26 protein-coding genes and 1 pseudogene are annotated in these 25,635 nt (G+C 68.5%); 18 read left to right on the plus strand and 9 right to left on the minus strand.

The window, feature by feature from the left end:
- The first annotated feature begins 40 nt into the window (after positions 1 to 40).
- Positions 41 to 1,123 carry a CaiB/BaiF CoA transferase family protein gene (locus MTAB308_RS23450; RefSeq protein ID WP_077102594.1) on the plus strand — a complete coding sequence of 361 codons (1,083 nt, stop codon included), beginning with the start codon at positions 41 to 43 and terminating at the stop codon, positions 1,121 to 1,123.
- A 42-nt stretch (positions 1,124 to 1,165) separates the two neighbouring features.
- Entirely contained in the window at positions 1,166 to 1,930 is a 765-nt protein-coding gene (locus tag MTAB308_RS23455; protein ID WP_077102595.1) for a 3-hydroxyacyl-CoA dehydrogenase, read from the plus strand.
- 1,008 nt (positions 1,931 to 2,938) lie between these two features.
- Here the strand turns inward: MTAB308_RS23455 and MTAB308_RS30350 are convergent.
- The gene (locus MTAB308_RS30350) at positions 2,939 to 3,070 is read right to left on the minus strand and encodes a hypothetical protein (protein WP_255361745.1); all 132 of its coding nucleotides are present in this window, start codon (positions 3,068 to 3,070) and stop codon (positions 2,939 to 2,941) included.
- Between the two features lie 296 nt (positions 3,071 to 3,366).
- Here MTAB308_RS30350 and MTAB308_RS23470 point away from each other — a divergent pair, with 296 nt between their 5' ends.
- From MTAB308_RS23470 to MTAB308_RS23480, 3 genes are read left to right on the plus strand one after another with little or no spacing between them, the layout of a single operon-like run.
- Positions 3,367 to 5,691, plus strand: a complete 2,325-nt coding sequence (locus MTAB308_RS23470; protein WP_077102596.1) for an MMPL family transporter — start codon at positions 3,367 to 3,369, stop codon at positions 5,689 to 5,691.
- 1 nt (position 5,692) lies between these two features.
- Positions 5,693 to 6,391 carry a TetR/AcrR family transcriptional regulator gene (locus tag MTAB308_RS23475; protein ID WP_077102597.1) on the plus strand — a complete coding sequence of 233 codons (699 nt, stop codon included), beginning with the start codon at positions 5,693 to 5,695 and terminating at the stop codon, positions 6,389 to 6,391.
- Positions 6,388 to 7,029 carry a class I SAM-dependent methyltransferase gene (locus MTAB308_RS23480; protein WP_077102598.1) on the plus strand — a complete coding sequence of 214 codons (642 nt, stop codon included), beginning with the start codon at positions 6,388 to 6,390 and terminating at the stop codon, positions 7,027 to 7,029. The genes MTAB308_RS23475 and MTAB308_RS23480 overlap by 4 nt, the downstream gene beginning before the upstream one ends.
- A 75-nt stretch (positions 7,030 to 7,104) precedes the next feature.
- Here MTAB308_RS23480 and MTAB308_RS23485 read toward each other — a convergent pair whose 3' ends face one another.
- Positions 7,105 to 7,818, minus strand: coding sequence for an NAD-dependent deacylase (locus tag MTAB308_RS23485; RefSeq protein ID WP_077102599.1), 714 nt, complete (start codon positions 7,816 to 7,818; stop codon positions 7,105 to 7,107).
- A gap of 37 nt (positions 7,819 to 7,855) precedes the next feature.
- Between MTAB308_RS23485 and MTAB308_RS23490 the strand changes: the two genes are divergently transcribed.
- Positions 7,856 to 8,221: an Rv1152 family transcriptional regulator gene (locus MTAB308_RS23490; RefSeq protein ID WP_066914931.1), complete on the plus strand. Its 366-nt coding sequence runs from the start codon at positions 7,856 to 7,858 to the stop codon at positions 8,219 to 8,221.
- Between the two features lie 21 nt (positions 8,222 to 8,242).
- Here the strand turns inward: MTAB308_RS23490 and MTAB308_RS23495 are convergent, their stop codons facing one another.
- Positions 8,243 to 8,767: a DUF1697 domain-containing protein gene (locus MTAB308_RS23495; protein WP_077102600.1), complete on the minus strand. Its 525-nt coding sequence runs from the start codon at positions 8,765 to 8,767 to the stop codon at positions 8,243 to 8,245.
- 33 nt (positions 8,768 to 8,800) lie between these two features.
- On the opposite strand from MTAB308_RS23495, the gene MTAB308_RS23500 reads away from it, so the two are divergent.
- Both MTAB308_RS23500 and MTAB308_RS29075 read left to right on the plus strand, forming a co-directional pair.
- Positions 8,801 to 9,244 (plus strand): PPOX class F420-dependent oxidoreductase, encoded by a 444-nt coding sequence (locus MTAB308_RS23500; RefSeq protein WP_066972163.1) that lies wholly within the window; start codon positions 8,801 to 8,803, stop codon positions 9,242 to 9,244.
- Positions 9,245 to 9,285: 41 nt separating this feature from the next.
- Positions 9,286 to 9,462 carry a DUF5302 domain-containing protein gene (locus tag MTAB308_RS29075; RefSeq protein ID WP_157901005.1) on the plus strand — a complete coding sequence of 59 codons (177 nt, stop codon included), beginning with the start codon at positions 9,286 to 9,288 and terminating at the stop codon, positions 9,460 to 9,462.
- Between the two features lie 36 nt (positions 9,463 to 9,498).
- On the opposite strand, the gene MTAB308_RS23505 is transcribed toward MTAB308_RS29075, so the two are convergent.
- Together MTAB308_RS23505 and MTAB308_RS23510 are read right to left on the minus strand one after the other, a co-directional pair.
- A complete protein-coding gene (locus MTAB308_RS23505; RefSeq protein ID WP_077102601.1) occupies positions 9,499 to 10,173 on the minus strand; it encodes a hypothetical protein in 675 nt (224 codons plus the stop codon).
- Positions 10,174 to 10,191: 18 nt separating this feature from the next.
- On the minus strand, positions 10,192 to 10,722 hold the full coding sequence (locus MTAB308_RS23510) for a nuclear transport factor 2 family protein (RefSeq protein WP_077102602.1): 531 nt from the start codon (positions 10,720 to 10,722) through the stop codon (positions 10,192 to 10,194).
- A gap of 89 nt (positions 10,723 to 10,811) precedes the next feature.
- On the opposite strand from MTAB308_RS23510, the gene MTAB308_RS23515 reads away from it, so the two are divergent.
- Both MTAB308_RS23515 and MTAB308_RS23520 read left to right on the plus strand, forming a co-directional pair.
- A complete protein-coding gene (locus MTAB308_RS23515; protein ID WP_077102603.1) occupies positions 10,812 to 11,390 on the plus strand; it encodes an HhH-GPD-type base excision DNA repair protein in 579 nt (192 codons plus the stop codon).
- Entirely contained in the window at positions 11,387 to 11,533 is a 147-nt protein-coding gene (locus MTAB308_RS23520; RefSeq protein ID WP_077102604.1) for a DUF1059 domain-containing protein, read from the plus strand. The genes MTAB308_RS23515 and MTAB308_RS23520 overlap by 4 nt, the downstream gene beginning before the upstream one ends.
- On the opposite strand, the gene MTAB308_RS23525 is transcribed toward MTAB308_RS23520, so the two are convergent.
- Positions 11,534 to 11,965 (minus strand): MarR family winged helix-turn-helix transcriptional regulator, encoded by a 432-nt coding sequence (locus MTAB308_RS23525; RefSeq protein WP_077102605.1) that lies wholly within the window; start codon positions 11,963 to 11,965, stop codon positions 11,534 to 11,536.
- A gap of 51 nt (positions 11,966 to 12,016) precedes the next feature.
- On the opposite strand from MTAB308_RS23525, the gene MTAB308_RS23530 reads away from it, so the two are divergent.
- Positions 12,017 to 12,631 (plus strand): TIGR03086 family metal-binding protein, encoded by a 615-nt coding sequence (locus tag MTAB308_RS23530; protein ID WP_173842221.1) that lies wholly within the window; start codon positions 12,017 to 12,019, stop codon positions 12,629 to 12,631.
- A 14-nt stretch (positions 12,632 to 12,645) separates the two neighbouring features.
- Here MTAB308_RS23530 and MTAB308_RS23535 read toward each other — a convergent pair.
- A pseudogene (locus MTAB308_RS23535) lies at positions 12,646 to 13,616 on the minus strand (Rv1157c family protein).
- Between the two features lie 45 nt (positions 13,617 to 13,661).
- Positions 13,662 to 14,345 carry a hypothetical protein gene (locus tag MTAB308_RS23540; RefSeq protein WP_077102607.1) on the minus strand — a complete coding sequence of 228 codons (684 nt, stop codon included), beginning with the start codon at positions 14,343 to 14,345 and terminating at the stop codon, positions 13,662 to 13,664.
- 87 nt (positions 14,346 to 14,432) lie between these two features.
- Here MTAB308_RS23540 and MTAB308_RS23545 point away from each other — a divergent pair, with 87 nt between their 5' ends.
- Positions 14,433 to 15,722 (plus strand): mannosyltransferase, encoded by a 1,290-nt coding sequence (locus MTAB308_RS23545; protein WP_077102608.1) that lies wholly within the window; start codon positions 14,433 to 14,435, stop codon positions 15,720 to 15,722.
- Here the strand turns inward: MTAB308_RS23545 and MTAB308_RS23550 are convergent.
- Entirely contained in the window at positions 15,719 to 16,003 is a 285-nt protein-coding gene (locus MTAB308_RS23550; protein WP_077102609.1) for a 4a-hydroxytetrahydrobiopterin dehydratase, read from the minus strand. The genes MTAB308_RS23545 and MTAB308_RS23550 overlap by 4 nt on opposite strands.
- Positions 16,004 to 16,029: 26 nt before the next feature.
- Between MTAB308_RS23550 and MTAB308_RS23555 the strand changes: the two genes are divergently transcribed.
- From MTAB308_RS23555 to typA, 6 genes are all read left to right on the plus strand, one after another.
- On the plus strand, positions 16,030 to 16,422 hold the full coding sequence (locus MTAB308_RS23555) for a (deoxy)nucleoside triphosphate pyrophosphohydrolase (protein ID WP_077102610.1): 393 nt from the start codon (positions 16,030 to 16,032) through the stop codon (positions 16,420 to 16,422).
- 295 nt (positions 16,423 to 16,717) lie between these two features.
- Positions 16,718 to 20,425, plus strand: a complete 3,708-nt coding sequence (locus tag MTAB308_RS23560; protein WP_077102611.1) for a nitrate reductase subunit alpha — start codon at positions 16,718 to 16,720, stop codon at positions 20,423 to 20,425.
- Positions 20,426 to 22,078 carry a nitrate reductase subunit beta gene (narH, locus tag MTAB308_RS23565; protein WP_077102613.1) on the plus strand — a complete coding sequence of 551 codons (1,653 nt, stop codon included), beginning with the start codon at positions 20,426 to 20,428 and terminating at the stop codon, positions 22,076 to 22,078.
- Positions 22,075 to 22,740, plus strand: a complete 666-nt coding sequence (narJ, locus tag MTAB308_RS23570; RefSeq protein ID WP_077102615.1) for a nitrate reductase molybdenum cofactor assembly chaperone — start codon at positions 22,075 to 22,077, stop codon at positions 22,738 to 22,740. Before narH ends, narJ begins: the two co-directional genes overlap by 4 nt.
- Before the next feature lies 1 nt (position 22,741).
- Positions 22,742 to 23,482, plus strand: a complete 741-nt coding sequence (narI, locus tag MTAB308_RS23575) for a respiratory nitrate reductase subunit gamma (protein WP_083746639.1) — start codon at positions 22,742 to 22,744, stop codon at positions 23,480 to 23,482.
- Between the two features lie 230 nt (positions 23,483 to 23,712).
- Complete coding sequence (gene typA, locus MTAB308_RS23580; protein ID WP_077102617.1) at positions 23,713 to 25,602, plus strand: translational GTPase TypA; 1,890 nt, start codon at positions 23,713 to 23,715, stop codon at positions 25,600 to 25,602.
- Positions 25,603 to 25,635: the final 33 nt, after the last annotated feature.

Below are 25,635 nucleotides of genomic sequence, written 5' to 3' on the forward strand. Positions count from 1 at the left end.
AAGATGCCAACGACGTCAAAGCGGACGAAGGGGCAACATCATGGCGGGACCGCTGCAAGGACTGCGGGTAGTCGAGCTGGCCGGCATCGGGCCCGGCCCACATGCCGCGATGATCCTGGGCGATCTGGGCGCCGACGTGGTGCGCATCGACCGGCCCAGCAAGGGACCCGGTGGCGTGGCGAAGGACGCCATGAGCCGCAACCGCCGCATCGTGACCGCCGACCTCAAGTCCGAAGCGGGCCGCGAACTCGTGCTCAAGCTCGTCGCGAAGGCCGACGTCTTGATCGAGGGCTACCGTCCCGGCGTCACCGAGCGGCTCGGCCTGGGCCCGGAGGACTGCTCGAAGGTCAACGAGCGACTGGTCTACGCCCGGATGACCGGCTGGGGTCAGACCGGCCCGCGCAGTCAGCAGGCGGGCCACGACATCAACTACATCTCGCTGAACGGGATCCTGCACGCGATCGGCCGGGCGAACGAGCGGCCGGTGCCGCCGCTGAACCTGGTCGGCGATTTCGGCGGCGGCTCGATGTTCCTGTTGGTCGGCATCCTGTCCGCGCTGTGGGAGCGGCAGAGCTCCGGCAAGGGTCAGGTCATCGACGCCGCGATGGTCGACGGTTCCAGCGTGCTGATCCAGATGATGTGGCAGATGCGTGCCTCGGGAATGTGGACGGACGTGCGCGGCACCAACATGCTCGACGGCGGCGCCCCCTACTACGACACTTACGAGTGCGCCGACGGCCGCTACGTCGCCGTCGGCGCAATCGAGCCACAGTTCTACGCGGCGATGCTCGCCGGGCTGGGCTTGGACGGGGCCGACCTGCCACCGCAGAACGACGTCACGCGGTGGCCCGAGCTGCGGGCGATACTGACCGAGAAGTTTGCCGGCCACGACCGCGACCACTGGGCGAAGGCGTTCGCCGACTCCGACGCCTGCGTGACGCCGGTGCTGGCCTTCGGCGAGGTGCAGACCGAGCCGCACATCACCGAGCGCGACACGTTCTACGAGGTCAACGGGGCCCTGCAGCCGTTGCCCGCGCCGCGGTTCTCCAGGACCGCGCCGGGCACGCCACGCCCGGCCGCGCCGGTGACCGCCATCGAAGCGGTGCTCGAGGACTGGGTATAGTCCCCAACCAACTGGTTGGCTGGACGTGAGGGAAGGACACGCATGGAGATCAAAGACGCCGTCGCCGTCGTCACCGGGGGAGCGTCGGGACTGGGCCTGGCCACCACCAAGCGGCTGCTCGACGCCGGGGCGCAGGTGGTGGTGATCGACCTCCGCGGTGAAGAGGCGATCCGCGAGCTCGGCGACCGGGCGCGTTTCGCGGAGGCCGACGTCACCGACGAGGCTGCCGTTTCCGCCGCGCTCGACGTGGCCGAGTCGCTGGGCCCGCTGCGCATCAACGTCAATTGCGCCGGCATCGGCAACGCCATCAAGACGCTGTCCAAGGACGGCCCGTTCCCGCTGGACGGGTTCAAGAAGGTGATCGGGGTCAACCTGATCGGCACGTTCAACGTGCTGCGGCTGGCCGCCGAGCGCATCGCCAAGACGGAGCCGGTCGGTCCCCCGGACAAGCAGGAGCGCGGCGTCATCATCAACACCGCCTCGGTCGCCGCGTTCGAGGGCCAGATCGGCCAGGCCGCCTACTCGGCGTCCAAGGGCGGCGTCGTGGGCATGACGCTACCAATCGCGCGCGACCTGTCGCGCGAACTCATCCGGGTGGTGACGATCGCGCCGGGGTTGTTCAAGACCCCGCTGCTGGGGTCGTTGCCCGAGGAGGCGCAGAAGTCGCTGGGCAAGCAGGTTCCGCATCCGGCCCGGCTGGGTGACCCCGACGAGTACGGCGCCCTGGCCGTCCACATCATCGAGAACCCGATGCTCAACGGCGAGGTCATCCGGCTCGACGGCGCCATCCGCATGGCCCCCCGCTAGTCCCGATCGTGGCCACCCGCTTCGCCCGGCTACGCCGCGCTTGCGATCGCCACTGTTTCGATTGTGGCCACCCGCTTCGCCCGGCTACGCCGCGCTTGCGATCGCCACTGTTTCGATTGTGGCGACCCGCTTCGCCCGGCTACGCCGCGCTCGCGATCGCCACTGTTTCGATTGTGGCGACCCGCTTCGCCCGGCTACGCCGCGCTTGCGATCGCCACTGTTTCGATTGTGGCGACCCGCTTCGCCCGGCTACGCCGCGCTCGCGATCGCCACTGTTTCGATTGTGGCGACCCGCTTCGCCCGGCTACGCCGCGCTCGCGATCGCCACTGTTTCGATTGTGGCGACCCGCTTCGCCCGGCTACGCCGCGCTCGCGATCGCCACTGTTTCGATTGTGGCGACCCGCTTCGCCCGGCTACGCCGCGCTTGCGATCGCCACTGTTTCGATTGTGGCGACCCGCTTCGCCCGGCTACGCCGCGCTCGCGATCGCCACTGTTTCGATTGTGGCCACCCGCTTCGCCCGGCTACGCCGCGCTTGCGATCGCCACTGTTTCGATTGTGGCGACCCGCTTCGCCCGGCTACGCCGCGCTCGCGATCGCCACTGTTTCGATTGTGGCGACCCGCTTCGCCCGGCTACGCCGCGCTTGCGATCGCCACTGTTTCGATTGTGGCGACCCGCTTCGCCCGGCTACGCCGCGCTCGCGATCGCCACTGTTTCGATTGTGGCGACCCGCTTCGCCCGGCTACGCCGCGCTCGCGATCGCCACTGTTTCGATTGTGGCGACCCGCTTCGCCCGGCTACGCCGCGCTCGCGATCGCCACTGTTTCGATTGTGGCGACCCGCTTCGCCCGGCTACGCCGCGCTCGCGATCGCCACTAGCGCAAACGAAAGCCCCCCGCGGTGAGCGGGGGGCTTTCGTTCGTAAGCAAGACCAGTGGCTATCGACGGAACCATCGACTGACGGCGGGTTCGGCCATGAGAAGCCGCGCTAATACGCTCATGACGGTCAGCTCGCCGTCTGCAGCGGGTGCCAGTCTTCGAGCTGCTCCGAGGTCTCGCCTTCCACCAGCATGTCGCCGTGGTAGAGGGCGTCGAAGTCAGCTTTGATGACGTCTGCGCTCGAGTCGTCGATCCACATGACACTGAGCGTATGGGCCGCCTCTAAGGATTCATTGAGTCCCGATTCGGAAAATGATGGCAATTTACCGGCGGGTAGGTTTCCAGCGGGTAAGCGGGGTCGTGGCCCCCTGAGCGGCTTGGTTGCGGACCACTTTTCTTGCCGCGCTCTTTAGTGCCGCGCGGTTTTGAACCATCCGGCCGCGCCGAACCGTACTAATGGGTAGTGTTGTTTTACACCTGTCAGTTATCGCTGATAAGTTACCGCGGATTGGGGGCGGCCAGCCTGGCCGGCCGGCGGTGGGAGGACCGGGGAAAATGCTGCAAGCGATCGCGCGACTGGCCATAGCGGCTCCACGAAGAATCATCGCGATCGCGGTCCTGGTCTTTATCGGCGCCGCCGTCTTCGGCCTACCCGTCGCCAAGAGCCTGTCCCCGGGCGGGTTCCAAGACCCGAACTCGGAATCGGCCCACGCCATCGGGATCCTGACCGACAAGTTCGGGCAGAGCGGCCAGCAGATGCTGATCATGGTGACCTCGCCCGCGGGTGCCAACAGCGAACAGGCGCGCAAGGTGGGCACGGACCTCGCCCGCGATGTGCAGGGGTCGCCGCTGGTGTACAACGTGACCACGGCCTGGACCGCGCCGCCGCAGGCCGCCGCCGACCTGGTCAGCAAGGACGGTAAGTCGGGGCTGATCGTCATCAACCTCAAGGGCGGCGAAAACTTCGCGCAGAGCAACGCGCAGACCCTGGCGGACCAATTCGTCCACGACCGCGACGGCGTCACCGTGCGCGCCGGCGGGCCGGCGATGCAGTACGCCCAGATCAACAAGCAGAACCAGGAAGACCTGGTGGTCATGGAGATGATCGCGCTGCCGCTGAGCTTCCTGGTGCTGATCTGGGTGTTCGGTGGGTTGCTGGCGGCGGCGCTGCCGATGGCGCTCGGGGCGCTGGCCGTCGTCGGCTCGATGACGGTGCTGCGGCTCATCACCTTCACCACCGAGGTGTCGATCTTCGCGCTGAACCTGAGCACCGCCCTGGGCTTGGCGCTGGCCATCGACTACACCCTGCTGATCGTCAGCCGCTACCGCGACGAATTGGCCGAGGGCAGCGATCCCCATGAGGCGCTCATCCGAACGATGGCCACCTCGGGTCGCACGGTGCTGTTCTCGGCGGTCACCGTGGCGTTGTCGATGCTGGCGACGGTGGCGTTCCCGATGTACTTCCTGAAGTCGTTCGCCTACGCCGGCGTGGCCACGGTGGCGTTCGTCGCCGCCGCGTCCATCGTGGTGACCCCGGCCGCGATCGTGCTCCTGGGACCGCGGTTGAACTCGCTGGACGTTCGCCGGCTGATCCGCCACGCCCTGCGCCGGCCCGACCCGTTGCACCGGCCGGTCGAGGAGTGGTTCTGGTACCGGTCCAGCAAGTTCGTGATGCGCCGCTGGGCGCCGATCGGGCTGGGCGTGATGGCGCTGCTGCTGTTGCTCGGGCTGCCGTTCTTCTCGGTGAAGTGGGGTTTCCCCGACGACCGGGTGCTGCCGACGTCGGCGTCGTCGCACCAGGTCGGCGACGAGCTGCGCACCGGTTTCGCACACGACTCCGCGACCGCCGTCCCGGTCGTCGTCCCCGACGTCCGCGGATTGAGCCCGGCGGCTTTGGACGATTACGCCGCGGACCTGTCGCGGGTCCCCGACGTGTCTGGCGTGTCGGCGCCGGACGGAACCTTCGTCGGCGGAAACAAGGTTGGACCACCGGCCGCGCCCACCGGGCTGGCCGCCGGCAGCGCCTTTTTGACCGTGAGCAGCAACGCGCCGCTGTTTACCCAAGCCAACGACACTCAGCTCAAGCGGTTGCACGAAGTGCGCGGCCCCGGCGGCCGATCGGTGGAAATGGGTGGGGTCGCACAGGTCAACCGGGACAGCGTCGACGCGGTGACCGACCGGCTTCCGCTGGTGCTGGGCCTGATGGCCGCCGTGACGTTCGTGCTGCTGTTCCTGCTCACCGGCAGCGTGGTGCTGCCGCTGAAGGCGCTGATGTGCAACGTGTTGTCGCTGAGCGCGGCGTTCGGTGCGCTCGTGTGGATTTTCCAGGACGGCCATCTCGGCGCGCTGTGGACGACCCCGAGCGGAACGCTGGTGGCCAACATGCCGGTACTGCTGTTCTGCATCGCCTTTGGGCTGTCGATGGACTACGAGGTGTTCCTGATCTCCCGCATCCGGGAGTACTGGCTGGAGTACCGACCGGCAAAGCCGACGGCGAAGGAGGCGCACGCAGCCAACGACGAGGCGGTGGCGCACGGCGTCGCCCGCACCGGACGGGTGATCACCGCGGCGGCGTTGGTGATGTCGATGTCGTTCGCGGCGCTGATCGCCGCCCACGTTTCGTTCATGCGGATGTTCGGCCTGGGCCTGACCCTGGCCGTGTTCGCCGACGCGACGCTGGTGCGCATGGTCCTCGTCCCGGCGTTCATGCACGTGATGGGCCGCTGGAACTGGTGGGCGCCAAAGCCTTTGGCGCGACTGCATGAACGGTTCGGCATCAGCGAGGCACCCTCCGCGATGGCCGTGCACGCCGAGCCGGCCGCGGAAGCGGTGCAGCACAACGGGCGCCCGGTCCGGGAGTCGGTGACCAATATTGGTTGACGTGTCGGTCGAGGGTCTCCGTCGGGCCCGTGCCCCCCGTGGTTCCGGCGAGCGGCTTCACGACGAGATATTGTCGGCGGCCACCGAGCTCCTGTTGGAAACGGGTCACGCCCGATCGGTGTCGATCCGTTCGGTGGCTCAGCGCGTCGGCGTCACGCCGCCGTCGATCTATCTGCATTTCGCCGACAAGGACGCCCTGTTGGACGCGGTGTGTGCGCGCTACTTCGAAAAGCTGGACCCCGAGATGCGGCGGCTGGCCGGGGAGCACACTTCACCGGTTGAGGCGCTGCGCGCCCAGGGGCTGGCCTATATCCGGTTCGCGGTCGCAACCCCGGCGTTGTACCGGATCGCCACGATGGGCGAGTGGCGCTCGGGAAGCAGCGTCGATACGACGCTGAACGGCTCGGCGTTCAAGCACATCCGCGCCACCGTGCAGAGGCTGATGGACGACGGCACCTACCGCCCGGGCGACCCGACCACCGTCGCCTTGGAGCTCTGGAGCGCGCTGCACGGAGTGGCGGCCATGCTGATCGCCAAGCCGCACCTGCCGTTCGGCGAAGCCGAGGCGTTCGCGGACCGGGTGCTGTCATCTGTATTCTGCGGGCAATTGGTGATCGGGTACTGCGGTCGGGACGCCACACCGCAGAGGTTGGCGGCATGGGTCGCGACGCATCGGCCGCAGGAGGGCACTCGGGTATGACGCAGGTAGTGGAATCCACCATCGACCATCCGTTTTTCGCGCGCATCTGGCCTGTCGTCGCCGCCCACGAGGCGCCGGCGGTGCGGGCCCTGCGCCGTGAGAACGTGGCCGGCCTGTCGGGCCGCGTGCTGGAGATCGGGGCGGGGGCCGGGACGAACTTCGCCAACTATCCGCCTTCGGTCGAGAAGGTCGTCGCGGTCGAGCCCGAGCCGCGCCTGGCCGTCCATGCCCGCGCCGCGGCGGCCGCGGCGCCGGTGCCGGTCGAGGTCATCGGGCAGACCGCGGAGGCGTTCAGCGACGAGGAGCCGTTCGACGTGGTGGTGTGCTCGCTGGTCCTGTGCTCGGTGCGCGCCCCCGCCGGCGTGCTGCGGCGGGTTTATTCGATGCTGCGCCCGGGCGGGGAGCTGCGTTTTCTCGAGCATGTGGCCAGCGCCGGCGGGCGGGGCCGCGTGCAGCGGTTCGCCGATGCGACGTTGTGGCCGAGGCTGTTCGGCAACTGCCATACCCACCGCAACACCGAGCGCGCCATCATCGACGCGGGGTTCCAGATGGACACGTCACGGCGGGAGTGGACGCTGCCGGTGTGGGCGCCGCTGCCGGTGTCGGAATTGGCGCTGGGCCGGGCGCGCCGGCCTTAGCTTTTCGGCGCCGAGACTGCGCTCAGCGGGCGCCTCGGCGGCGAATCGCGACGTGTGCGCGGGCTCGCCGAAGGTCTACTTCAGCAGCGCGGGCAACCGCTGCAGCAGCTCGGGCAGCGCCTGGCTGGCACCCTCGCGGATGCTGATCGTCGCGCTCCGCGTCAGCGGTGTCGGCTCGGGATTGACCTCGACGACGATGGTGCCGCGCGACAGCGCCAGGTCCGGCAGGCCGGCCGCCGGGTAGACGATCGCCGAGGTACCCACCACCACCATCACGTCGGCCGACTGCGTCGCCTCGACCGCGCGCTGCCACGGCTCGTCGGGCAGGGCCTCCCCGAACCACACGATGTCGGGCCGGATCAGGCCGCCGCAGTGGCACACCGGGGGTTCGACCTCCAGCGCCGGCTCTGCCATTCGGGGGAGCGGCCCGGTGTAGTCCATATCGCAACGGTCGCAACGGAATTCGAAAAGGCTTCCGTGCAGGTGGTGCACCGCGGTGCTACCGGCGCGCTCGTGCAGGTCGTCGACGTTCTGGGTGACGACGGTGACCTCGGCGTGGTCTTGCCAGGCGGCGATCGCGCGGTGCCCGGCGTTGGGTTCGACGTCGGCGACCAGGTAGTGGCGCCACAGATACCAGCCCCAGACCCGTTCGGGGTTCTTGTGCCAGCCTTGCGTGCTGGACAGCTCGTAGGGATCGAAGCGGGCCCACAGTCCGTTCTTGTCGTCACGGAAGGTGGGCACTCCGCTTTCCGCGGAGATCCCCGCGCCGCTGAGCACAGTTACTCGCATCCCACAAACATAGTCGTGGTTGGGACATACTGAAGACGTGGAGCTGCGGGATTGGCTGAAGGTCGATGTCAAGGCGGGCAAACCCCTGTTCGACCAGCTCAGGACCCAGGTCATCGACGGGGTCCGGGCCGGCGCGTTGCCGCCCGGTTCCCGCCTCCCGACGGTGCGTGACCTGGCGGGGCAGCTGGGCGTCGCGGCAAACACGGTGGCCCGCGCCTACCGCGAGCTCGAGTCCGCGGCGATCGTCGAAACGCGTGGGCGCTTCGGCACTTTCATCTCCCGCTTCGATCCCACCGACGCGGCGATGGCCGCCGCGGCCAAGGAGTACGTCGACGTGGCCAAGGCGTTGGGGCTGACCAAGTCCGACGCGATGCGCTATTTGACCAACGTGCCGGACGACTGAGCGCCCTTGGCGCGCCTTGTGTTAGCGCAACACCTTGGCCAGGGTGCGCAGGTTGCGGGTCGTCGTCGAGGATTTGTAGCGGGCGTTGCCCATCGTCTTGCCGATCGTGCTGTCCAGCGTGCTGCCCTTGGGAACCTGCCAATACAGCACGCCGTCACCACGGGCGATCTTCTCGCCGGCGCCCGCCTTCAGCCCCGCGAGCTCGTCCAGCACGGCCGCATCGGCGACGAAGGTGACGTAGGACTGATACCCGTCGACCTCGCGGTCGAACGGATAGGCGTCGACGACGGCGCGCACCGTCTCGAGGTCGTACACCAGCACCCACGCGTCGTAGCCGAACCTCTCGCGCAGCGCGGCTTCGGCCTTCTTGCGCATCTCAGTAACCCCAGCCGCCCCGGCCGACGAGTCCAGCAGCACGTTGCCGCTGGCCAAGATCGTGCGGACCTTGCTGAACCCGGCCTCGGTCAACGCACCCGCGACCTCGGCCATCTTGAGGTTGACGCCGCCGACGTTGACGCCGCGCAGGAACGCCGCATATGTGGTCATGCCCCGATTTCACCACGACGTAGGCTTTCTCCCATGGGACGCCAAGTCTTCGACGACAAACTGTTGGCCGTGATCAGTGGGAACTCCCTCGGGGTGCTGGCCACCATCAAGCGCGACGGGCGGCCCCAGCTCTCGAACGTGAGCTATCACTTCGACCCGCGGGAGATGGTGGTGCGGGTGTCCATCACGGAGCCCCGGGCCAAGACCCGCAACCTGCGCCGCGACCCGCGGGCTTCGATCCTGGTCGACGCCGACGACGGATGGTCCTATGCCGTCGCCGAGGGCACCGCGGAACTGACCCCCCCGGCGGCCGCGCCCGACGATGACACCGTCGAGGCGCTGATTGCCTTGTATCGCAACATCGCCGGTGAGCATCCGGACTGGGACGACTACCGGCAGGCGATGGTCACCGACCGGCGGGTGGTGATGACGCTGCGCATCTCGCACGTCTACGGCATGCCGCCGGGCAAGCGATAAAACCACAAGCCAGGCCGGGCCGGGCAGGCTAGGCTGCCGGTATGGCCGAATCGAACCCCCAGAACGAGGACGACACTAAGCGCAAGTTTCGTGAGGCCCTCGACCGCAAGAAGGCCAAGTCGGCGGGCACGTCCGATCACAAAGACGGTGGCGACAAGCACTCGCGGGCGCACGGCCCGGTGGAAAATCGTCGCGAATTCCGCCGCAAGAGCGGGTGATTCGGGGGTAACCGGCGCGGGCCGTCCGCGCGGCGGTCAGTGCTGGTGATGGTGGATATGCCCGGTGACGATTGCCCACACGAACCACACGAAAAACGCCGTCGTAGCAACCAATATCAACGCGCCAAACGCGATCCCGAGCACCTTCATGAATTTTTCTTCGCTGTCGAGCGCACCCGAGGCATACTCGTCGACCGCGAGGGTCCCCAAGCCGAATGTCTCGACGAGGCTGCGCCATTCGGCGTCCGTGACCACGTAGATGGGCCCGCGTTCCACCCGATCGAGTCGATACGCATGGTCCAAATCGAGTGGCCGTGCCTTTCGGCTCCAGGCATACCGGAACTGGTGACCGGTCCACGTCGAGACGCGCATCGGCAGGACTCCGATCCGCACGTCCAGCACGCCGGGTGACTCGAGGAGCAGCAGCGGCTGCTTGTACAGCTTCCTGTTGGATTCGGACGAGTGGTCCACGGGTGCGTAAATCCCCGGTGTCGCGGTGACCTCCCGAATCGCCACGGAGCCGATCACCGCCTTGCTGGCCGGGTCAACGATCGAGACCGAATCTCCGCCCACGTCGATGGCCAGCAGCGGTTGCTCGGCGAATGTCTTGACCGCGTCGTCTTGGAGCGCGCGCTGCTTGTAGGCGAATCCATCCGGGTTCGCGAACAGCAGGTAGCGGCTGGATTCCGCCGGTTCGTCTTGCAGGCTCACCCCGACAGAATCCCACTCTCAGGCTTGGGGCGGCGCGAACAGGGCGATCGATGGGTCGGCCTGGCCCGGCTGGCCGCGCAGGCTCCCTCGGGTGCTGGGGTGTCCGAAGTCCACGTGGGACGGGTCGTTTCGGTACGCCCAGTCCGCCACGATGGTGCGTTGGCTGAACTTCCACCGACCGTCGTGTTTGGTGTACTCGTCCAGGTACCGGCCGCCGATGACGACGTCGGAGTCGTGGTCGGGGCCGGCGAAGGTGTGAAAGACCAGGCAGTAGATCTCGCCGCGGGCCCAATCGCCGTCGATCACGAAGTTCGTCGTGGTGATGTTGTGTTGGGACACACGCACATACGGTTCCGCCGCCCGTAGCTGCGCGATGAACTCTTCGACGCCGCCCGTCGAGAACGAGCCGTGCGCGTCGGTCGCGTCGGGGTGGTAGAGATCCCGGAGCGCTTCATAGTCGGCGCGGTCGACGGCCCGGCAATAGGCATTGACGAGCCGATGCAGTTCGTCCCGGGCGAGCAGCAGTGTCAATCCGGCTTCATCGACCACCGCGCCACGATAACCCGGCGTTGCGGTGGTCGCTGTCGAACCGAGCGGTCCCGGTCGTAGGGTGTTCAGCGGAAGGAAGGTCGTTGACAGTGAAACTTTGCCTCGCTCAAGACCCGGCCGCCGACGCGCTGCTGGACGACGACCCGTTCGCGTTGCTTGTCGGCATGCTCCTGGACCAACAGGTTCCGTTCGAGACGGCCTTCGCCGGCCCGAAGAAGATCGCGGACCGGATGGGCGGCCTGGACGCCGCCCAGATCGCAGACTACGACCCGGACAAGTTCGCCGCGCTGTGCTCGGAAAGGCCTGCGGTGCATCGGTTCCCGGGATCGATGGCCAAGCGTATCCAGGCCCTGGCGCAGATCATCGTGGACCGCTACGACGGTGACGCGGCCGGGTTGTGGACCGCCGGGGCGCCCGACGGGCACGAACTGCTGCGGCGGCTCAAGGGGCTGCCCGGTTTCGGCGAGCAGAAGGCCAAGATCTTCCTGGCGCTGCTCGGCAAGCAGTACGGCGTGACGCCGGCGGGTTGGCGGGAGGCGGCCGGTGACTTCGGCAAGGCCGGAAGCCACCTGTCCGTCGCGGACATCGTCGACGCGCAGTCCCTCGGGAAGGTGCGGTCGCACAAAAAGCAGATGAAAGCAGCAGCGAAGGGAAAGGCGGCACCGTGAAGACACACATTACGTGTCCGTGTGGCGAAGCCATCGTCGGCAAGGACGAGGACGAACTGGTCGAATTGACGCAGTCCCACCTCGCCAGTGCCCACCCAGGCCTCGAGTACGACCGCGACGCCATCTTGTTCATGGCGTACTAGTCAGCCGCCGCGCGTGTCCGACAGCTGACGCAGCACGCGCAGGAACACGCGGCGGTCATCGGCCGACAGCGTTGCGAGCCAGCGCTCTTCGCCGCGCTGAATGTCTTGCTGCGCGGCGTCTTTCGCGGTCCGGCCGGCCTCGGTGAGCGCAAGCAGCCGCACTCGGCGGTCGTCGGGGTCGGGGCGGCGCTCGATAAAACCCCGGCTTTGCAGCTCGTCGAGGGTGGGGATGATGCGTGTCTTGTCGGCGCCGATCGCCTCCGCGAGCGCCGCCTGACTGCGAACCGGCGAACGATCAAGCGCATTCAGCACGACGTAACCCCACATCGACAATCCATGCGCTGCCAGCACGGGAATCTCGGCGGCGATCATCTCGCGAACCAGCGGCCCCATCATCGCGGCGAGATCGGGACGCCGTGCCGTCGGTGCCATGGTGGAAGCGTAGCCGTTGACAGATGATATGCAGCTACCTATCGTATGCTAATGCATACTATTCCCGATGTCCGTTCCCCACACCGAACCGCCGTGCAGGCGTCCGTCGACGTCGTCGCGGCGGTCACCCGCGACGATCTGGGCCGGCCGACGCCCTGCGCGGGCTGGAACCTGCACGACCTGCTCTCCCACATGACCGTGCAGCATCACGGGTTCGCCGCGGCCGCGCGTGGCGGCGGGGACAGCCCGACCCTCTGGGCGCCGGACCGGGTGGCCGACGCCGTAGCGGCCGATCCCGCCGGCACCTACGCCGCGGCCGCCGCCGACGTGCTCGATGCGTTCGCCGACGACGGGGTGCTCGACGCGACGTTCGCGTTGCCCGAGTTCGGCCCCGGGGCGAGTTTTCCCGGCGCGGTCGCGATCGGCTTCCACTTTGTCGACTACGTGGCGCACGGCTGGGATGTCGCCCGCAGCGTCGGCGCCCAATTCGCGCTCCCCGACGACGTTTTGGCCGCCGCGCTACCCCTCGTGCTCGTCGTTCCGGATGGCGACGACCGCACCACCGACGGCGCACCGTTCGGGCCGGCCGTGGCCGCGCCCGGCGACGCGACCGACCTCGACCGCATTCTCAGCCACCTCGGCCGCACGCCCGACTGGCACCCCTGAACCGGGTCCGCCGCCTACGGCACCACCGTCGAGCCGATGGTGGGCATGAACTGGCACTGCTTTTCCTTGGTGGTGACCTGTCCGAAGATCGTCGACATGATGCTGCCCGAGCCGGTGTCCACGATCGCCGTCAGCGTCGTCGGACCGTCCCCGTTGATGTCGGTGCGCGGCTTGAGCGTGACCGTCCCGGACTTGCCGGTGGTCAGATTCACCCAGGTCACGTTCAGCGGCAGCTTCTGCACCTCGGCGGGCCCCGGCGTGCCGACCGCGGTGAACACATAGGCGGTCTGGCCGGGCCCGGGTCCTGGCGTCGGAATCTTCGCCGGGCCCGCCACCGACAGGGCGGTCGCGATCGCACTACTGCCGTCCGCAAGGCAATTGGTGCCGATCGAGGGATACATGAAGTCCTGCGTGGGCGGGGCGTCCGGGCCGAAATCGGGCGACGCGGAGGGCGCGGCACCGGGCGCGGGGGCCGGTGCCGGTGCGGGCGTGCGGGCGCAGGCGCCGCGACCGGGCCGGGACCGGCGGCGTGAGCCGGATCGATGCCCGGCGGCAGGTGCGACTGGAAGCCGGGCTCGATGCCCGCCGGCGGCACGTGTTGCACCGGCGCGGTGTCGGGCGGGGTGGCGACACCCGGCCCGGGCGCCGGCGCACCGGGAACCGGCGAGCCCGGCTCGGCCACGAAGTGATTCACCGACGCCGCAACGTTTTTGGCCTCGTTGGGCGCCGTCGGGCTGTGGGTGAAAGCTTGCGCGGCGGCCATGAGCAGCTGAGTCGCCTGCCCGGGGTTGCTGGCCGCTTGCTGGATGATCGGGCTCAGCTCCGAAAGCGCCGGCAGGCCCGGTAGTTGCTGGCTGGAGTTCGCCTGCGGTGTCGGCAGCGGCGCCGCCGGGTCGGCGGCCGCGCCCGGGCAGAACCCGAGCGCGGCAGCCGACGCCGTGACGACAGCGGCCAACCCTTTGGACAGATTCCGAGTGCTTACCACGATGCCCTCCGGTCTAGGTTGTGGGTTTGCCGATTAACGGAATGCTCAGGGGATCGCCGAGAGCAGCGGCGCCATCGGGTTGGTGAGCGACGGCAGGGTCGCCGCCGGGGCGGCCGGTGCGGCCGGGGCGGCCGGGGCCTGTCCGGTGGCGAGCGCCGTCAGGTCCTGCGGAAGCGTCAGCTGCGCCGGCACGCTGACCGGCAGGCCGGACGGCAGCGCCGGCATGTCGACCTTCGCCTGGGGGATCTGCGGGGCCGGGGGCGTCGCGGGCGCCGCCGGTGCCGACAGCCCGGGGATCGCCGGCAGGCCCGGAATGGACGGCGCGGCCGGGGCGGCGGGTGCCGCCGGCGCCTGCTGCGTCAGGCCCGGGATCGAGCCGAGCCCCGGGATCGCCGACGTTGCCGAGGGAGCCGTGGGCGCGGCGGGCGAGGTGAGCCCCGGGATCGACGGCATGCCCGCCGAAGGCGACGCGGGCGAAGTCGCCGAGGGCAACCCCGGGAACGTGATGCCGGGAGCGGCCGGGGCCGCCGGGGGCGTCGCGCCGAGCGCGGTCGCGAGGTTTTGCAGGATCTGGGGCGCGTTGGCCGCCGAACTGATCAGCTGCTGCGGAATGTTCGGCACGGGCGGGGCCGGCACGGGGTCGGCGTGGGCGATACCGCCCGTCAGTAGGGCGGCGGACGAACCGACTACGACGGCGGTCGCTCGCAAATAGGTCCAGATGGTTGGCATGACTCTCCCTGGTGATCGACGACGGGTCCGCGGCCGAAGTTACTTTGATACTCGTGTGACTCAAGTGACACGTGTGGCATTTATTCGATCGTTACCGATACGAGTGACGGCGGTGACCGGGCGGGCACCGTGATCGCTAAAGTCGGGCGCATAGACACCACCTCGACCGCCGCCCCGGCGGTCCCGTTCCACCGGCGGCTGGCGGGCCCGCTTCAGGCGGCCGCACCGGCGCTGCTGGCCGTGAGCGTCCTCGCGCGGCTGGCCTGGACCTACCTCGTGCCCAACGGCGCGAACTTCGTCGACCTGCACGTCTACCTCGGCGGCGCGGCCGCGATCGACCATCCCGGCACGCTGTACAGCTACGTGTACGCCGACCAGACCCCCGACTTCCCGCTGCCGTTCACCTATCCGCCGTTCGCGGCGGTCGTCTTCTACCCGCTGCACCTGTTGCCCTTCGGCCCGGTCGCTTTCCTGTGGCAGGTCGCGACGATGGCCGCGTTGTACGGCGCGATCCGGGTCAGCCAGCGCATCATGGGCGTCCCCGCCGATGCCGGTCAGCGCGTGGCGATGGCGTGGACGGCGGTCGCGCTCTGGATCGAGCCGCTGCGCAGCACGTTCGACTACGGACAGGTCAACGTGCTGCTCATGCTGGCGGTCCTGTGCGCGGTCGCCACCTCGCGGTGGTGGCTATCGGGGCTGCTGATCGGCGTGGCGGCCGGGATCAAGTTGACCCCCGCGATCTCCGGCGTCTACCTGGTCGGCGTTCGACGTTGGCCGGCGGCTGCATTCTCGGCGGTCGTGTTCCTGGCGACCATCGGCGTGTCGGTTCTGATCGTGGGGGATCAGACCCGCTACTACTTCACCAAGTTGCTCGGCGATGCGCACCGCGTCGGGCCGATCGCCACGTCGTTCAATCAATCCTGGCGCGGCGGCATCTCCCGGATCCTCGGCCATGACGCCGGCTTCGGTCCGCTGGTCCTGGCCGCCATCTCCGTCACCGCCGTGCTGGCCCTGCTGGCCTGGCGGGCGCTCGACGGGTCCGATCGGCTGGGCAAGTTGCTGGTGGTCGAGTTGTTCGGGCTGTTGCTCTCGCCGATCTCGTGGTCGCACCACTGGGTATGGCTGGTGCCGTTGATGGTCTGGGCGATTCACGGGCCGCCGCGCGAGCGGCCGGGCGCCCGCGTCGTGGGGTGGGGCTGGTTGGCGCTCACGATCGTCGGCGTGCCCTGGTTGCTGAGCTTCGCGCAACCGAGCATCTGGCAGATAAGCCGGCCGTGGTACCTGGCGTGGGCCGGGTTGGCCTACATCGTGGCGGCGATGGCGACGCTGATCTGGGTCGTGGCCACCGGCCGGCGCGAGGCCGGGTCTACGGATTAGTCCCCGACGATCCCGTCGATGTCGCGCGCCATGTCGACGTCGTTCTGCGTGATGCCGCCCGCGGAATGCGTGACCAAGGCGAAAGTCACCGTCCGCCAACGGATATCGATGTCCGGGTGATGGTCCTTGCTCTCGGCGTGCTCGGCCACCCGGCGCACCGCGTCGATGCCGTCGAGAAACGTCGGGAACTTGACCGACCGGCGCAGGGCGCCCCCGGAGCGCTCCCATCCGTTGAGTTCGGGCAGTGCGGCGTCTACTTGCTCATCCGTTAACACAGCCATACCCCGACGGTATACCGTCACTGGCCATGCCGACCCAGATCGTCGTCGCCGCAGCGGTCATCTGCGGCCCCACGGTGTTGGTCGCGCAGCGCGTCCGGCCGCCGGAGCTGGCCGGGCGCTGGGAACTGCCCGGCGGCAAGGTCGCGCCCGGCGAAACCGAGCCCGACGCGCTGGCCCGAGAGCTGGTCGAGGAGCTGGGCCTGCAACGCGGCGACATCGCGGTGGGCGAGCGCCTGGGGGCCGACATCGCGCTGAATGAAAAGACCACGTTGCGGGCCTATCGGGTTCGGCTGCTGCGCGGGGAACCCCACCCGCGCGACCACCAGGCGCTGCGGTGGGTCACGGCGGCGGAACTGCACGATGTCGACTGGGTGCCCGCGGACCGCGGCTGGCTGGAGGACCTGGCCAAAGCGCTGTGAGCGGGCTCATAACAAGTCCACAGGCTGCATGCAGGCAACCTTCAGCGCTATCGCAGCGGACACGCGTGAAATCGGAAGGTACAAGCCCCGAAAAACCGTAACGTCGATGTGCATGCCGAAAGCGATCCCGACGCCAGTTCGCACGGTGTGGCCCTGGCCGCCATGCCGGGCCGCGCGTCGCGGTGTCGAGAAAACGCGGCATGACGGCACCGGTTTTCCCTAACGCCCGCTGCGGGTTCCGAGCACTCGGAACCAACGGCGGGTTTCGACGCGGATCTAATAGGAGGCTTTTTTCTTGACCGTCACACCGCACATTGGTGGACCGCTCGAGGAGCTACTGGAACGCAGTGGGCGATTCTTCACCCCGGGCGAGTTCTCCTCCGATTTGCGCACCGTCACCAGGCGGGGTGGCCGCGAAGGCGACGTTTTCTACCGCGACAGGTGGAGCCACGACAAGGTGGTCCGGTCCACGCACGGGGTGAACTGCACCGGATCGTGCTCGTGGAAGATCTACGTCAAGGACGGGATCATCACCTGGGAGACCCAGCAGACCGACTATCCCTCGGTGGGCCCGGACCGGCCCGAGTACGAACCGCGCGGTTGCCCGCGGGGTGCGTCGTTCTCCTGGTACAGCTACTCGCCCACCCGGGTGCGTTACCCGTACGCCCGCGGCGTGCTGGTCGAGATGTTCCGGGAGGCCAAGGCGCGGCTGGGGGACCCCGTGCTGGCCTGGGCCGACATTCAGGCCGATCCGGAGCGCCGCCGCCGCTATCAGCGGGCGCGCGGCAAGGGCGGGCTGGTGCGGATCAGTTGGGCCGAGGCCACCGAACTGATCGCGGCGGCCCACGTGCACACGATCAAGACCTACGGCCCCGACCGGGTTGCGGGCTTCTCGCCGATTCCGGCGATGTCGATGGTGTCCTACACCGCCGGTTCGCGGTTCTATGAGCTGATCGGTGGCGCCATGACGTCGTTCTACGATTGGTATGCCGATCTTCCGGTGGCTTCCCCGCAGGTTTTCGGCGACCAGACCGATGTGCCAGAGTCCGGGGACTGGTGGGACGCAGCGTATTTGATGATGTGGGGTTCCAACGTCCCGATCACGAGGACACCCGACGCGCATTGGATGGCCGAAGCCCGCTACCGGGGCACCAAGGTGGTGACCGTCAGCCCCGACTACGCCGACAACACCAAGTTCGCCGACGAATGGATGCCGTGCGCGGCCGGCACAGACGGGGCGTTGGCAATGGCAATGGGCCACGTGATCCTGTCGGAATACTATGTGCGTAACCAGGTTCCGTTCTTCACCGACTTCGCGCGCCGCTACACCGACCTGCCGTTTTTGATCAAGCTCGAAGAACGCGGCGACATGCTGGTGCCCGGCAAAAACCTCACGGCCGCGGACATCGGCGAGACGGTCGAGAATGCCGCGCTCAAACCGGCGGTAGTTGACGAGGCCACGAATTCTGTTGTGGTGCCTCAGGGCTCGCTGGGATTCCGCTACGGCGAGGATGGCGTCGGAAAGTGGAACCTCGACCTCGGAGATCTGGCGCCGGCGCTGAGTGTCCGGGGCGCATCCGGCGGCATCGGCGATCAAGACACCGCGCTGGTCCACCTGCCCAGCTTCGACACCGTGAACGGCGAGGGTGGCACGCTGGCGCGCGGGGTGCCGGTGCGCCGCGTCGGTAAACACCTGGTGTGCACGGTATTTGACCTGCTCCTCGCCCAGTACGGGGTGGCGCGCCCCGGGCTGCCCGGCGACTGGCCCACCGGCTACGACGACCCGGCCCACCAGAACACCCCCGCCTGGCAGGAGCCCATCACCGGCGTGTCGGCCGGGCAGGCGATCCGCGTGGCCAAGGAATTCGCCCGCAGCGCAGAGGAATCCGGCGGGCGCTCGATGATCATCATGGGTGGCGGCATCTGCCACTGGTTCCACAGCGACACGATCTACCGCGCGGTGCTGGCGCTGTTGATGCTGACCGGGTCGATGGGCCGCAACGGCGGCGGATGGGCGCACTACGTCGGCCAGGAAAAGGTGCGCCCGCTCACCGGCTTTCAGACCATGGCGATGGCCACCGACTGGTCGCGCCCGCCGCGGCAGGTGCCCGGAGCCTCGTACTGGTACGCGCACACCGACCAATGGCGCTACGACGGGTACGGCGCCGACAAGCTCGCCAGCCCGGTGGGACGCGGCAGGTTTGCGGGCAAGCACACGATCGACCTGCTGGCCTCTTCGGTAGCGATGGGCTGGAGCCCGTTCTACCCGCAGTTCGACCGGTCCAGCCTCGAGGTCGCCGACGAGGCGCGCGACTCGGGCGGGGACGCCGCCGAGTACGTCGCCGAGCAGCTCGGCCGGCGCGCGCTCAAGCTCGCCGTGACCGATCCGGACAACCCCGTGAACTGGCCGCGGGTACTCACCGTTTGGCGGGCCAACCTGATCGGCTCGTCGGGCAAGGGCGGCGAATATTTCCTGCGTCATCTGCTGGGGACCGATTCCAACGCGCAGGCGCAGCCGCCGCAGGACGGGGTGCGCCCCGTCGACGTGGCGTGTGACGGTGAGATACCCGAGGGCAAGCTCGATTTGATGATGTCGATCGATTTCCGGATGACCTCGACGACGTTGGTATCCGACGTGGTGCTGCCGGCCGCGACCTGGTACGAGAAGGCGGACCTGTCCAGCACCGACATGCACCCCTACGTGCACGCGTTCAGCGCCGCCACCGATCCGCCCTGGGAAACCCGTTCGGACTTCGATGCTTTCGGCGCCATCGCTCGCGCGTTCAGCGCGATGGCCAAGGACCATCTGGGCACCCGCAGCGACGTGGTGCTCACCGCGCTGCAGCACGACACCCCCGACGCGATGGCCTATCCCGACGGCACGGAGCGGGACTGGCTGCGGGGCGGCACCACCCCGGTACCGGGACGCACGATGGCCAAAGTCACTGTGGTGGAACGGGATTACGCCGCGATCTATGACAAGTGGCTCACCCTGGGCCCGCTCGTCGACCAGTTCGGGGTCACCACCAAGGGCGTCACGGTACATCCCTTCCGGGAGGTCGAGGAATTGGCCGCCCGGTTCGGCGTGATGAATTCCGGTGTGGCGGCGGGGCGCCCGGCGATCACGACGGCCAATCGGATGGCCGACGTGTTGCTGCTGCTCTCGGGGACGACCAATGGCCGGCTGGCCGTCGAGGGGTTCCGGGAACTGGAGAAGCGCACCGGTCAGCGGCTGGCGCACCTGGCCGAGGGCAGCGAGGAGCGCCGCATCACCTACGCCGACACGCAGGCGCGCCCGGTGCCCGTGATCACCAGCGCGGAATGGTCCGGCAGCGAGACCGGCGGGCGCCGCTACGCGCCGTTCACGATCAACGTCGAGAACCTCAAACCGTTCCACACGCTCACCGGGCGGATGCACTTCTACCTGGCGCACGACTGGGTGGAGGAACTCGGCGAGCAGCTGCCCGTCTTTCGCCCGCCGCTGGACATGACCCGCCTGTTCGGCCAGCCGGAGCTGGGCCCCACCCCGGACGCCGCAGGCGGCGTCGGCCTCACCGTGCGTTATCTGACCCCGCACTCGAAGTGGTCTTTCCACTCCACCTACCAGGACAACCTGTACATGCTGTCGCTGTCCCGCGGCGGGCCGACGATGTGGATGAGCCCGGGCGACGCGGCGAAAATCGGAGTGCGCGACAACGATTGGGTCGAGGCGGTGAACGTCAACGGCATCTACGTGTGCCGGGCGATCGTCAGCCACCGGATGCCCGACGGCGTGGTCTACGTCTACCACGTGCAGGAACGCACCGTCGACACCCCGCGCACCGAGGCCAACAACAAGCGCGGCGGCAACCACAACGCGCTGACCCGCGTGCGCATCAAGCCCAGCCACCTCGCCGGTGGCTACGCGCAGCATTCGTTCGCGTTCAACTACCTGGGCCCCACCGGAAACCAGCGCGACGAGGTGACGGTGGTGCGGCGCCGCAGCCAGGAGGTGACGTACTAGATGAAGGTCATGGCGCAGCTGGCGATGGTGATGAACCTCGACAAGTGCATCGGCTGCCACACCTGCTCGGTCACCTGCAAGCAGGCCTGGACCAACCGCGGCGGTACCGAGTACGTGTGGTTCAACAACGTCGAAACCCGCCCGGGTCAAGGGTATCCGCGCACCTACGAGGACCAGGAACGCTGGCGGGGCGGCTGGATCCGGGACAAGAAGGGCCGGCTGCGGTTGCGCGACGGCGGCCGGATCAGCAAGTTGCTGCGGATCTTCGCCAACCCCAAGCTGCCCACCATCGACGAGTACTACGAGCCGTGGACCTACGACTACGAGAACCTGACGACGGCCCCGGCGGGTGACACCTTCCCCACGGCCGCCCCCAAGAGCATGATCACCGGCGAGCCGATGAAGGTCTCGTGGGGACCCAACTGGGACGACAACCTGGCCGGCTCGCCCGAAATTCTCTCGGGGGACCCGATTCTGAAGAAGGTCAGTGACGAGGTCACCCTCAAGCTCGAAGAGACCTTCATGTTCTACCTGCCGCGCATCTGCGAGCACTGCCTCAATCCGTCGTGCGTGGCGTCCTGCCCCTCGGGCGCGATGTACAAGCGCAGCGAGGACGGGATCGTGCTCGTCGACCAGGATCGCTGCCGCGGCTGGCGGATGTGCGTGTCCGGATGTCCTTACAAGAAGGTTTATTTCAACCACAAGACCGGCAAGGCCGAGAAGTGCACGCTGTGCTACCCCCGCATCGAGGTGGGCCTGCCGACCATCTGCTCAGAGACGTGCGTGGGACGGCTGCGCTACCTCGGGCTGGTCCTCTACGACGCCGACCGGGTGCTCGAGGCCGCGTCGGTGGAAGACGACAAAGACCTCTACGAGGCGCAGCGCCGGATCCTGTTGGACCCCTGCGATCCCGAGGTCATCGCCGCCGCGCGCGCCGAGGGCATCGCCGACGAGTGGATCGAGGCCGCGCAGCGCTCCCCGGTGTACGCGCTGATCAACAAGTTCCGGGTGGCGCTGCCGTTGCACCCGGAGTACCGCACCATGCCGATGGTCTGGTACATCCCGCCGCTGTCGCCGGTGGTCGACGCCGTCAGCCGCGACGGGCACGACGGCGAGGAGCTGGGCAACCTGTTCGGCGCGCTGGACGCGCTGCGCATCCCGATGCAATACCTGGCCGAACTGTTCACCGCCGGGGACACGCGCGTCGTCGAAGACGTGTTGCGCCGGCTGGCCGCGATGCGCTCCTACATGCGCGACATCAACCTCGGCCGGGACACCCAGCCCCACATACCGCAGGCCGTCGGCATGACCGAAGAAGAGATCTACGACATGTACCGGCTGCTCGCGATCGCCAAATACGAAGAGCGGTACGTCATTCCGACCGCATTCAGCCCGCAGGCCCGGGATCTGGAGGAGATGGGCTGCTCGCTGTCGGGCGAGGGCGGTCCGGGGATGTACGAATCCGGTCCGTTCGGCGAGGGCAGCGGGGCCCCGGTGCCGGTCGCGGTGGAGACCTTCCACGCCCTCAAACAGCGCCAGCGCGGCGAGGACGGGGAGCGCGGCCCTCGTCGCTCCCGGGTCAACCTGCTCAATTGGGACGGCAACGGCGCGCCGGCGGGCCTGTTCCCCGAGTCCGAGCCGGTGCAGCGATGAGGCTGCTGGCCCAGGTTCGCCGAAGCGCGGGCCACCGGACGATGCGGGACCGGCTGGTGTGGCAGGCGGCATCGCTGCTGCTCGCCTACCCGGACTCGCACCTGGCCGAGCGGCTCGACACGGTCGGCGAATTCGTGGACCACATCGGCGGGCCGGCGGCGGCGCTGCTTCGCCGAACGGTCTCGGCCCTGCGCGCCCTCGAACCGATGGCCGCGGCGACGGGGTACGTCGAGACCTTCGACATGCGCCGGCGCAACACCATGTACCTGACTTATTGGACCGCGGGGGACACCCGCAACCGCGGGCGGGCGATGCTGGCGTTCGCCACCGCCTACCGCGACGCGGGCGTCGAACCGCCCCGCGCCGAGGCGCCGGACTACCTGCCCGTCGTCCTCGAATTCGCCGCCACCGTCGACCCCGACGCCGGGCGCCGCCTGCTGATCGAGCACCGCGTCCCCATCGACGTGTTACGGGAAGCCCTGGCGGACGCCAAGTCGCCCTACCAGCACACCATCGCCGCGGTGTGCGAGACGCTGCCGCCCGCCACCGACCAGGAGGCGCGCCGGGCGCAGCGGCTGGCGCACGCCGGCCCTCCCACGGAATCCGTTGGGCTGCAACCATTTACCTTGACCGTCCCGCCGAAGCGCACCAAGGGAGCCTGACTTGGTACACCTCAAGTTGATCGAAATCTTCTGGGACGACGTGCCTTACGTCGTGCTGGCGGCCGCGGCCGTCGGCACCTGGTGGCGCTACCGCTACGACAAGTTCGGCTGGACCACCCGTTCGTCGCAGATCTACGAGTCGAAGTTGTTGTCGATCGGCAGCCCGCTGTTTCACTTCGGCAGCCTGGCGGTGATCATGGGCCACGTCATGGGCCTGTTCGTCCCGGAATCGTGGACCCGCGCGGTCGGGATGAGCGATCACATCTATCACTTGCAGGCACTGCTGCTCGGCGTGCCGGCCGGTTTCGCCACGCTGATCGGCATCGGGCTGCTGATCTACCGGCGGCGCACGCACGGGGCGGTCTTCTTGGCCACGACCCGCAACGACAAGCTGATGTATTTGGTGCTCGTATGTGCGTTGGTGGCGGGGCTGTGCTGCACCCTGGCGGGCGCCACGCACTTCGGCGAGCTGCACGACTACCGCCAGAAGGTGTCGGTCTGGTTCCGGTCGATCTGGCTGCTCGATCCGCGCGGGGACCTGATGGCGCACGCGGCGTTCTACTACCAGATACATGTGGTGATCGCGCTGGCGCTGTTCGCCCTGTGGCCGTTCACCCGGCTGGTGCACGCGTTCAGCGCCCCGATCGCCTATCTCTTCCGGCCCTACATCGTCTACCGCAGCCGTGACGTGGCCGACACGCACGAGCTGATCGGGTCGGCGCCGCGCCGCCGCGGCTGGTAGGGCCGGCGCGGACGATTTGGTGCGCATCCTGGGCGTGGGGTGTGCACTCACGGCGACGACACGCCGACGCGGCACACCGCCACCGCACACTCGGCGCCGCCACCGCACACTCGGCGCCGCCACCGCACACTCGGCGCCGCCACCGCACACTCGGCGCCGCCTATCCATGTGTCGGCGGGCGCGCGTCGGTCAGTTCGCTATCTGAGGCGCCCGCTGCCAGAATCACCGACGTGCCATTCCGCAACGTCGCCATCGTCGCCCACGTCGACCACGGGAAAACCACCCTGGTCGACGCGATGCTGCGGCAGTCCGGGGCGCTGCACCACCGCGGCGACGACACCCAGGAACGCATCATGGACAGCGGTGACCTGGAGAAGGAAAAGGGCATCACCATCCTGGCCAAGAACACGGCCGTGCATCGGCATAACACCGACGGCACCGTCACCGTGATCAATGTCATCGACACCCCGGGGCACGCCGACTTCGGCGGCGAGGTGGAGCGCGGGCTGTCCATGGTGGACGGGGTCCTGCTGCTGGTCGACGCATCCGAGGGCCCCTTGCCGCAGACGCGTTTCGTGCTGCGCAAGGCGCTGACCGCGCACCTTCCCGTCATCCTCGTCGTCAACAAGACCGACCGGCCCGACGCGCGCATCGCCGAAGTCGTCGACGCCAGCCACGACCTGCTGCTCGACGTCGCGTCCGACCTGGACGACGAAGCGGCCAAGGCCGCCGAGCATGCGCTGGGCTTGCCGACGCTGTACGCGTCGGGCCGCGCGGGCATCGCGAGCACCGAAGCGCCGGCCGACGGCGAGGTGCCCGCGGGCGACAACCTCGACCCGCTCTTCGACGTGTTGATGGAGCACATCCCGCCCCCGTCGGGGGACCCGCAGGCGCCGCTGCAGGCGTTGGTGACCAACCTCGACGCGTCGGCCTTCCTCGGGCGCCTCGCCCTGATCCGCATCTACAACGGCAAGCTGCGCAAGGGCCAGCAGGTCGCCTGGATGCGCGAGGTCGACGGGGTGCCGGTCATCACCAGCGCCAAGATCACCGAGTTGCTCGCGACCGAGGGCGTCGAGCGCAGCCCCACCGACGAGGCGATCGCCGGGGACATCGTCGCGGTCGCCGGCCTGCCCGAGATCATGATCGGCGACACCCTGGCCGACCCCGACCACGCGCACGCGTTGCCGCGCATCACGGTCGACGAGCCGGCGATCTCGGTGACCATCGGCACGAACACCTCCCCGCTGGCCGGCAAGGTCTCCGGCCACAAGCTGACCGCGCGGATGGTCCGCAACCGGCTGGACACCGAGCTGGTCGGCAATGTGTCGATCCGCGTGGTCGACATCGGCCGGCCCGACGCCTGGGAGGTGCAGGGCCGCGGCGAGCTCGCGTTGGCCGTGCTGGTCGAGCAGATGCGCCGGGAGGGCTTCGAATTGACGGTGGGCAAGCCGCAGGTGGTCACCAAGACCATCGACGGTCGTCTGCATGAACCGTTCGAGGCGATGACGATCGACTGCCCCGAGGAATTCGTCGGCGCGATCACCCAGCTGATGGCCGCCCGCAAGGGCCGCATGGAGGAGATGACCAACCACGCGGCCGGCTGGGTCCGGATGGACTTCATCGTGCCCAGCCGGGGCCTGATCGGCTTCCGCACCGACTTCCTCACCCTCACCCGCGGCACCGGCATCGCCAACGCCGTGTTCGACGGCTACCGCCCGTGGGCGGGGGAGATCCGGGCCCGCCACACCGGCTCGCTGGTGTCCGACCGGTCGGGCACCATCACGCCGTTCGCGCTCATCCAGCTCGCCGACCGGGGCCAGTTCTTCGTCGAGCCCGGGCAGGACACCTACGAGGGCATGGTCGTCGGAATCAACCCGCGCGCAGAGGATCTCGACGTCAACGTGACCCGCGAGAAGAAGCTGACCAACATGCGGTCGTCGACCGCGGACGTCATCGAGACGCTCGCCAAGCCGCTCGAGCTCGACTTGGAGCAGGCCATGGAGTTCTGCGCGCAAGACGAATGCGTGGAGGTGACTCCGGAGATCGTCCGGGTGCGCAAGGTGGAACTGGACGCCACGACCCGGGCCCGCAGCCGCGCGCGGGCCAAGGCCCGGGGTTAGCGCCGCGTGGTACGGCGGGCCGCTGGGCGCCTG

Source organism: Mycobacterium terramassiliense (genome assembly GCF_900157385.1).
GTDB classification, from domain to species: Bacteria; Actinomycetota; Actinomycetes; order Mycobacteriales; family Mycobacteriaceae; genus Mycobacterium; species Mycobacterium terramassiliense.

What these genes read in the sequence shown, in the direction of transcription:
- MTAB308_RS23450 (WP_077102594.1), top strand. Translation starts at nt 41, where the DNA reads ATGGCGGGACCGCTGCAAGGACTGCGGGTAGTCGAGCTGGCCGGCATC.
- MTAB308_RS23455 (WP_077102595.1), top strand. Translation starts at nt 1,166, where the DNA reads ATGGAGATCAAAGACGCCGTCGCCGTCGTCACCGGGGGAGCGTCGGGA.
- MTAB308_RS30350 (WP_255361745.1), bottom strand. Translation starts at nt 3,070, where the DNA reads ATGTGGATCGACGACTCGAGCGCAGACGTCATCAAAGCTGACTTCGAC.
- MTAB308_RS23470 (WP_077102596.1), top strand. Translation starts at nt 3,367, where the DNA reads ATGCTGCAAGCGATCGCGCGACTGGCCATAGCGGCTCCACGAAGAATC.
- MTAB308_RS23480 (WP_077102598.1), top strand. Translation starts at nt 6,388, where the DNA reads ATGACGCAGGTAGTGGAATCCACCATCGACCATCCGTTTTTCGCGCGC.
- MTAB308_RS23485 (WP_077102599.1), bottom strand. Translation starts at nt 7,818, where the DNA reads ATGCGAGTAACTGTGCTCAGCGGCGCGGGGATCTCCGCGGAAAGCGGA.
- MTAB308_RS23495 (WP_077102600.1), bottom strand. Translation starts at nt 8,767, where the DNA reads ATGACCACATATGCGGCGTTCCTGCGCGGCGTCAACGTCGGCGGCGTC.
- MTAB308_RS23500 (WP_066972163.1), top strand. Translation starts at nt 8,801, where the DNA reads ATGGGACGCCAAGTCTTCGACGACAAACTGTTGGCCGTGATCAGTGGG.
- MTAB308_RS29075 (WP_157901005.1), top strand. Translation starts at nt 9,286, where the DNA reads ATGGCCGAATCGAACCCCCAGAACGAGGACGACACTAAGCGCAAGTTT.
- MTAB308_RS23525 (WP_077102605.1), bottom strand. Translation starts at nt 11,965, where the DNA reads ATGGCACCGACGGCACGGCGTCCCGATCTCGCCGCGATGATGGGGCCG.
- MTAB308_RS23530 (WP_173842221.1), top strand. Translation starts at nt 12,017, where the DNA reads ATGCATACTATTCCCGATGTCCGTTCCCCACACCGAACCGCCGTGCAG.
- MTAB308_RS23540 (WP_077102607.1), bottom strand. Translation starts at nt 14,345, where the DNA reads ATGCCAACCATCTGGACCTATTTGCGAGCGACCGCCGTCGTAGTCGGT.
- MTAB308_RS23550 (WP_077102609.1), bottom strand. Translation starts at nt 16,003, where the DNA reads ATGGCTGTGTTAACGGATGAGCAAGTAGACGCCGCACTGCCCGAACTC.
- MTAB308_RS23555 (WP_077102610.1), top strand. Translation starts at nt 16,030, where the DNA reads ATGCCGACCCAGATCGTCGTCGCCGCAGCGGTCATCTGCGGCCCCACG.
- narH (WP_077102613.1), top strand. Translation starts at nt 20,426, where the DNA reads ATGAAGGTCATGGCGCAGCTGGCGATGGTGATGAACCTCGACAAGTGC.
- narJ (WP_077102615.1), top strand. Translation starts at nt 22,075, where the DNA reads ATGAGGCTGCTGGCCCAGGTTCGCCGAAGCGCGGGCCACCGGACGATG.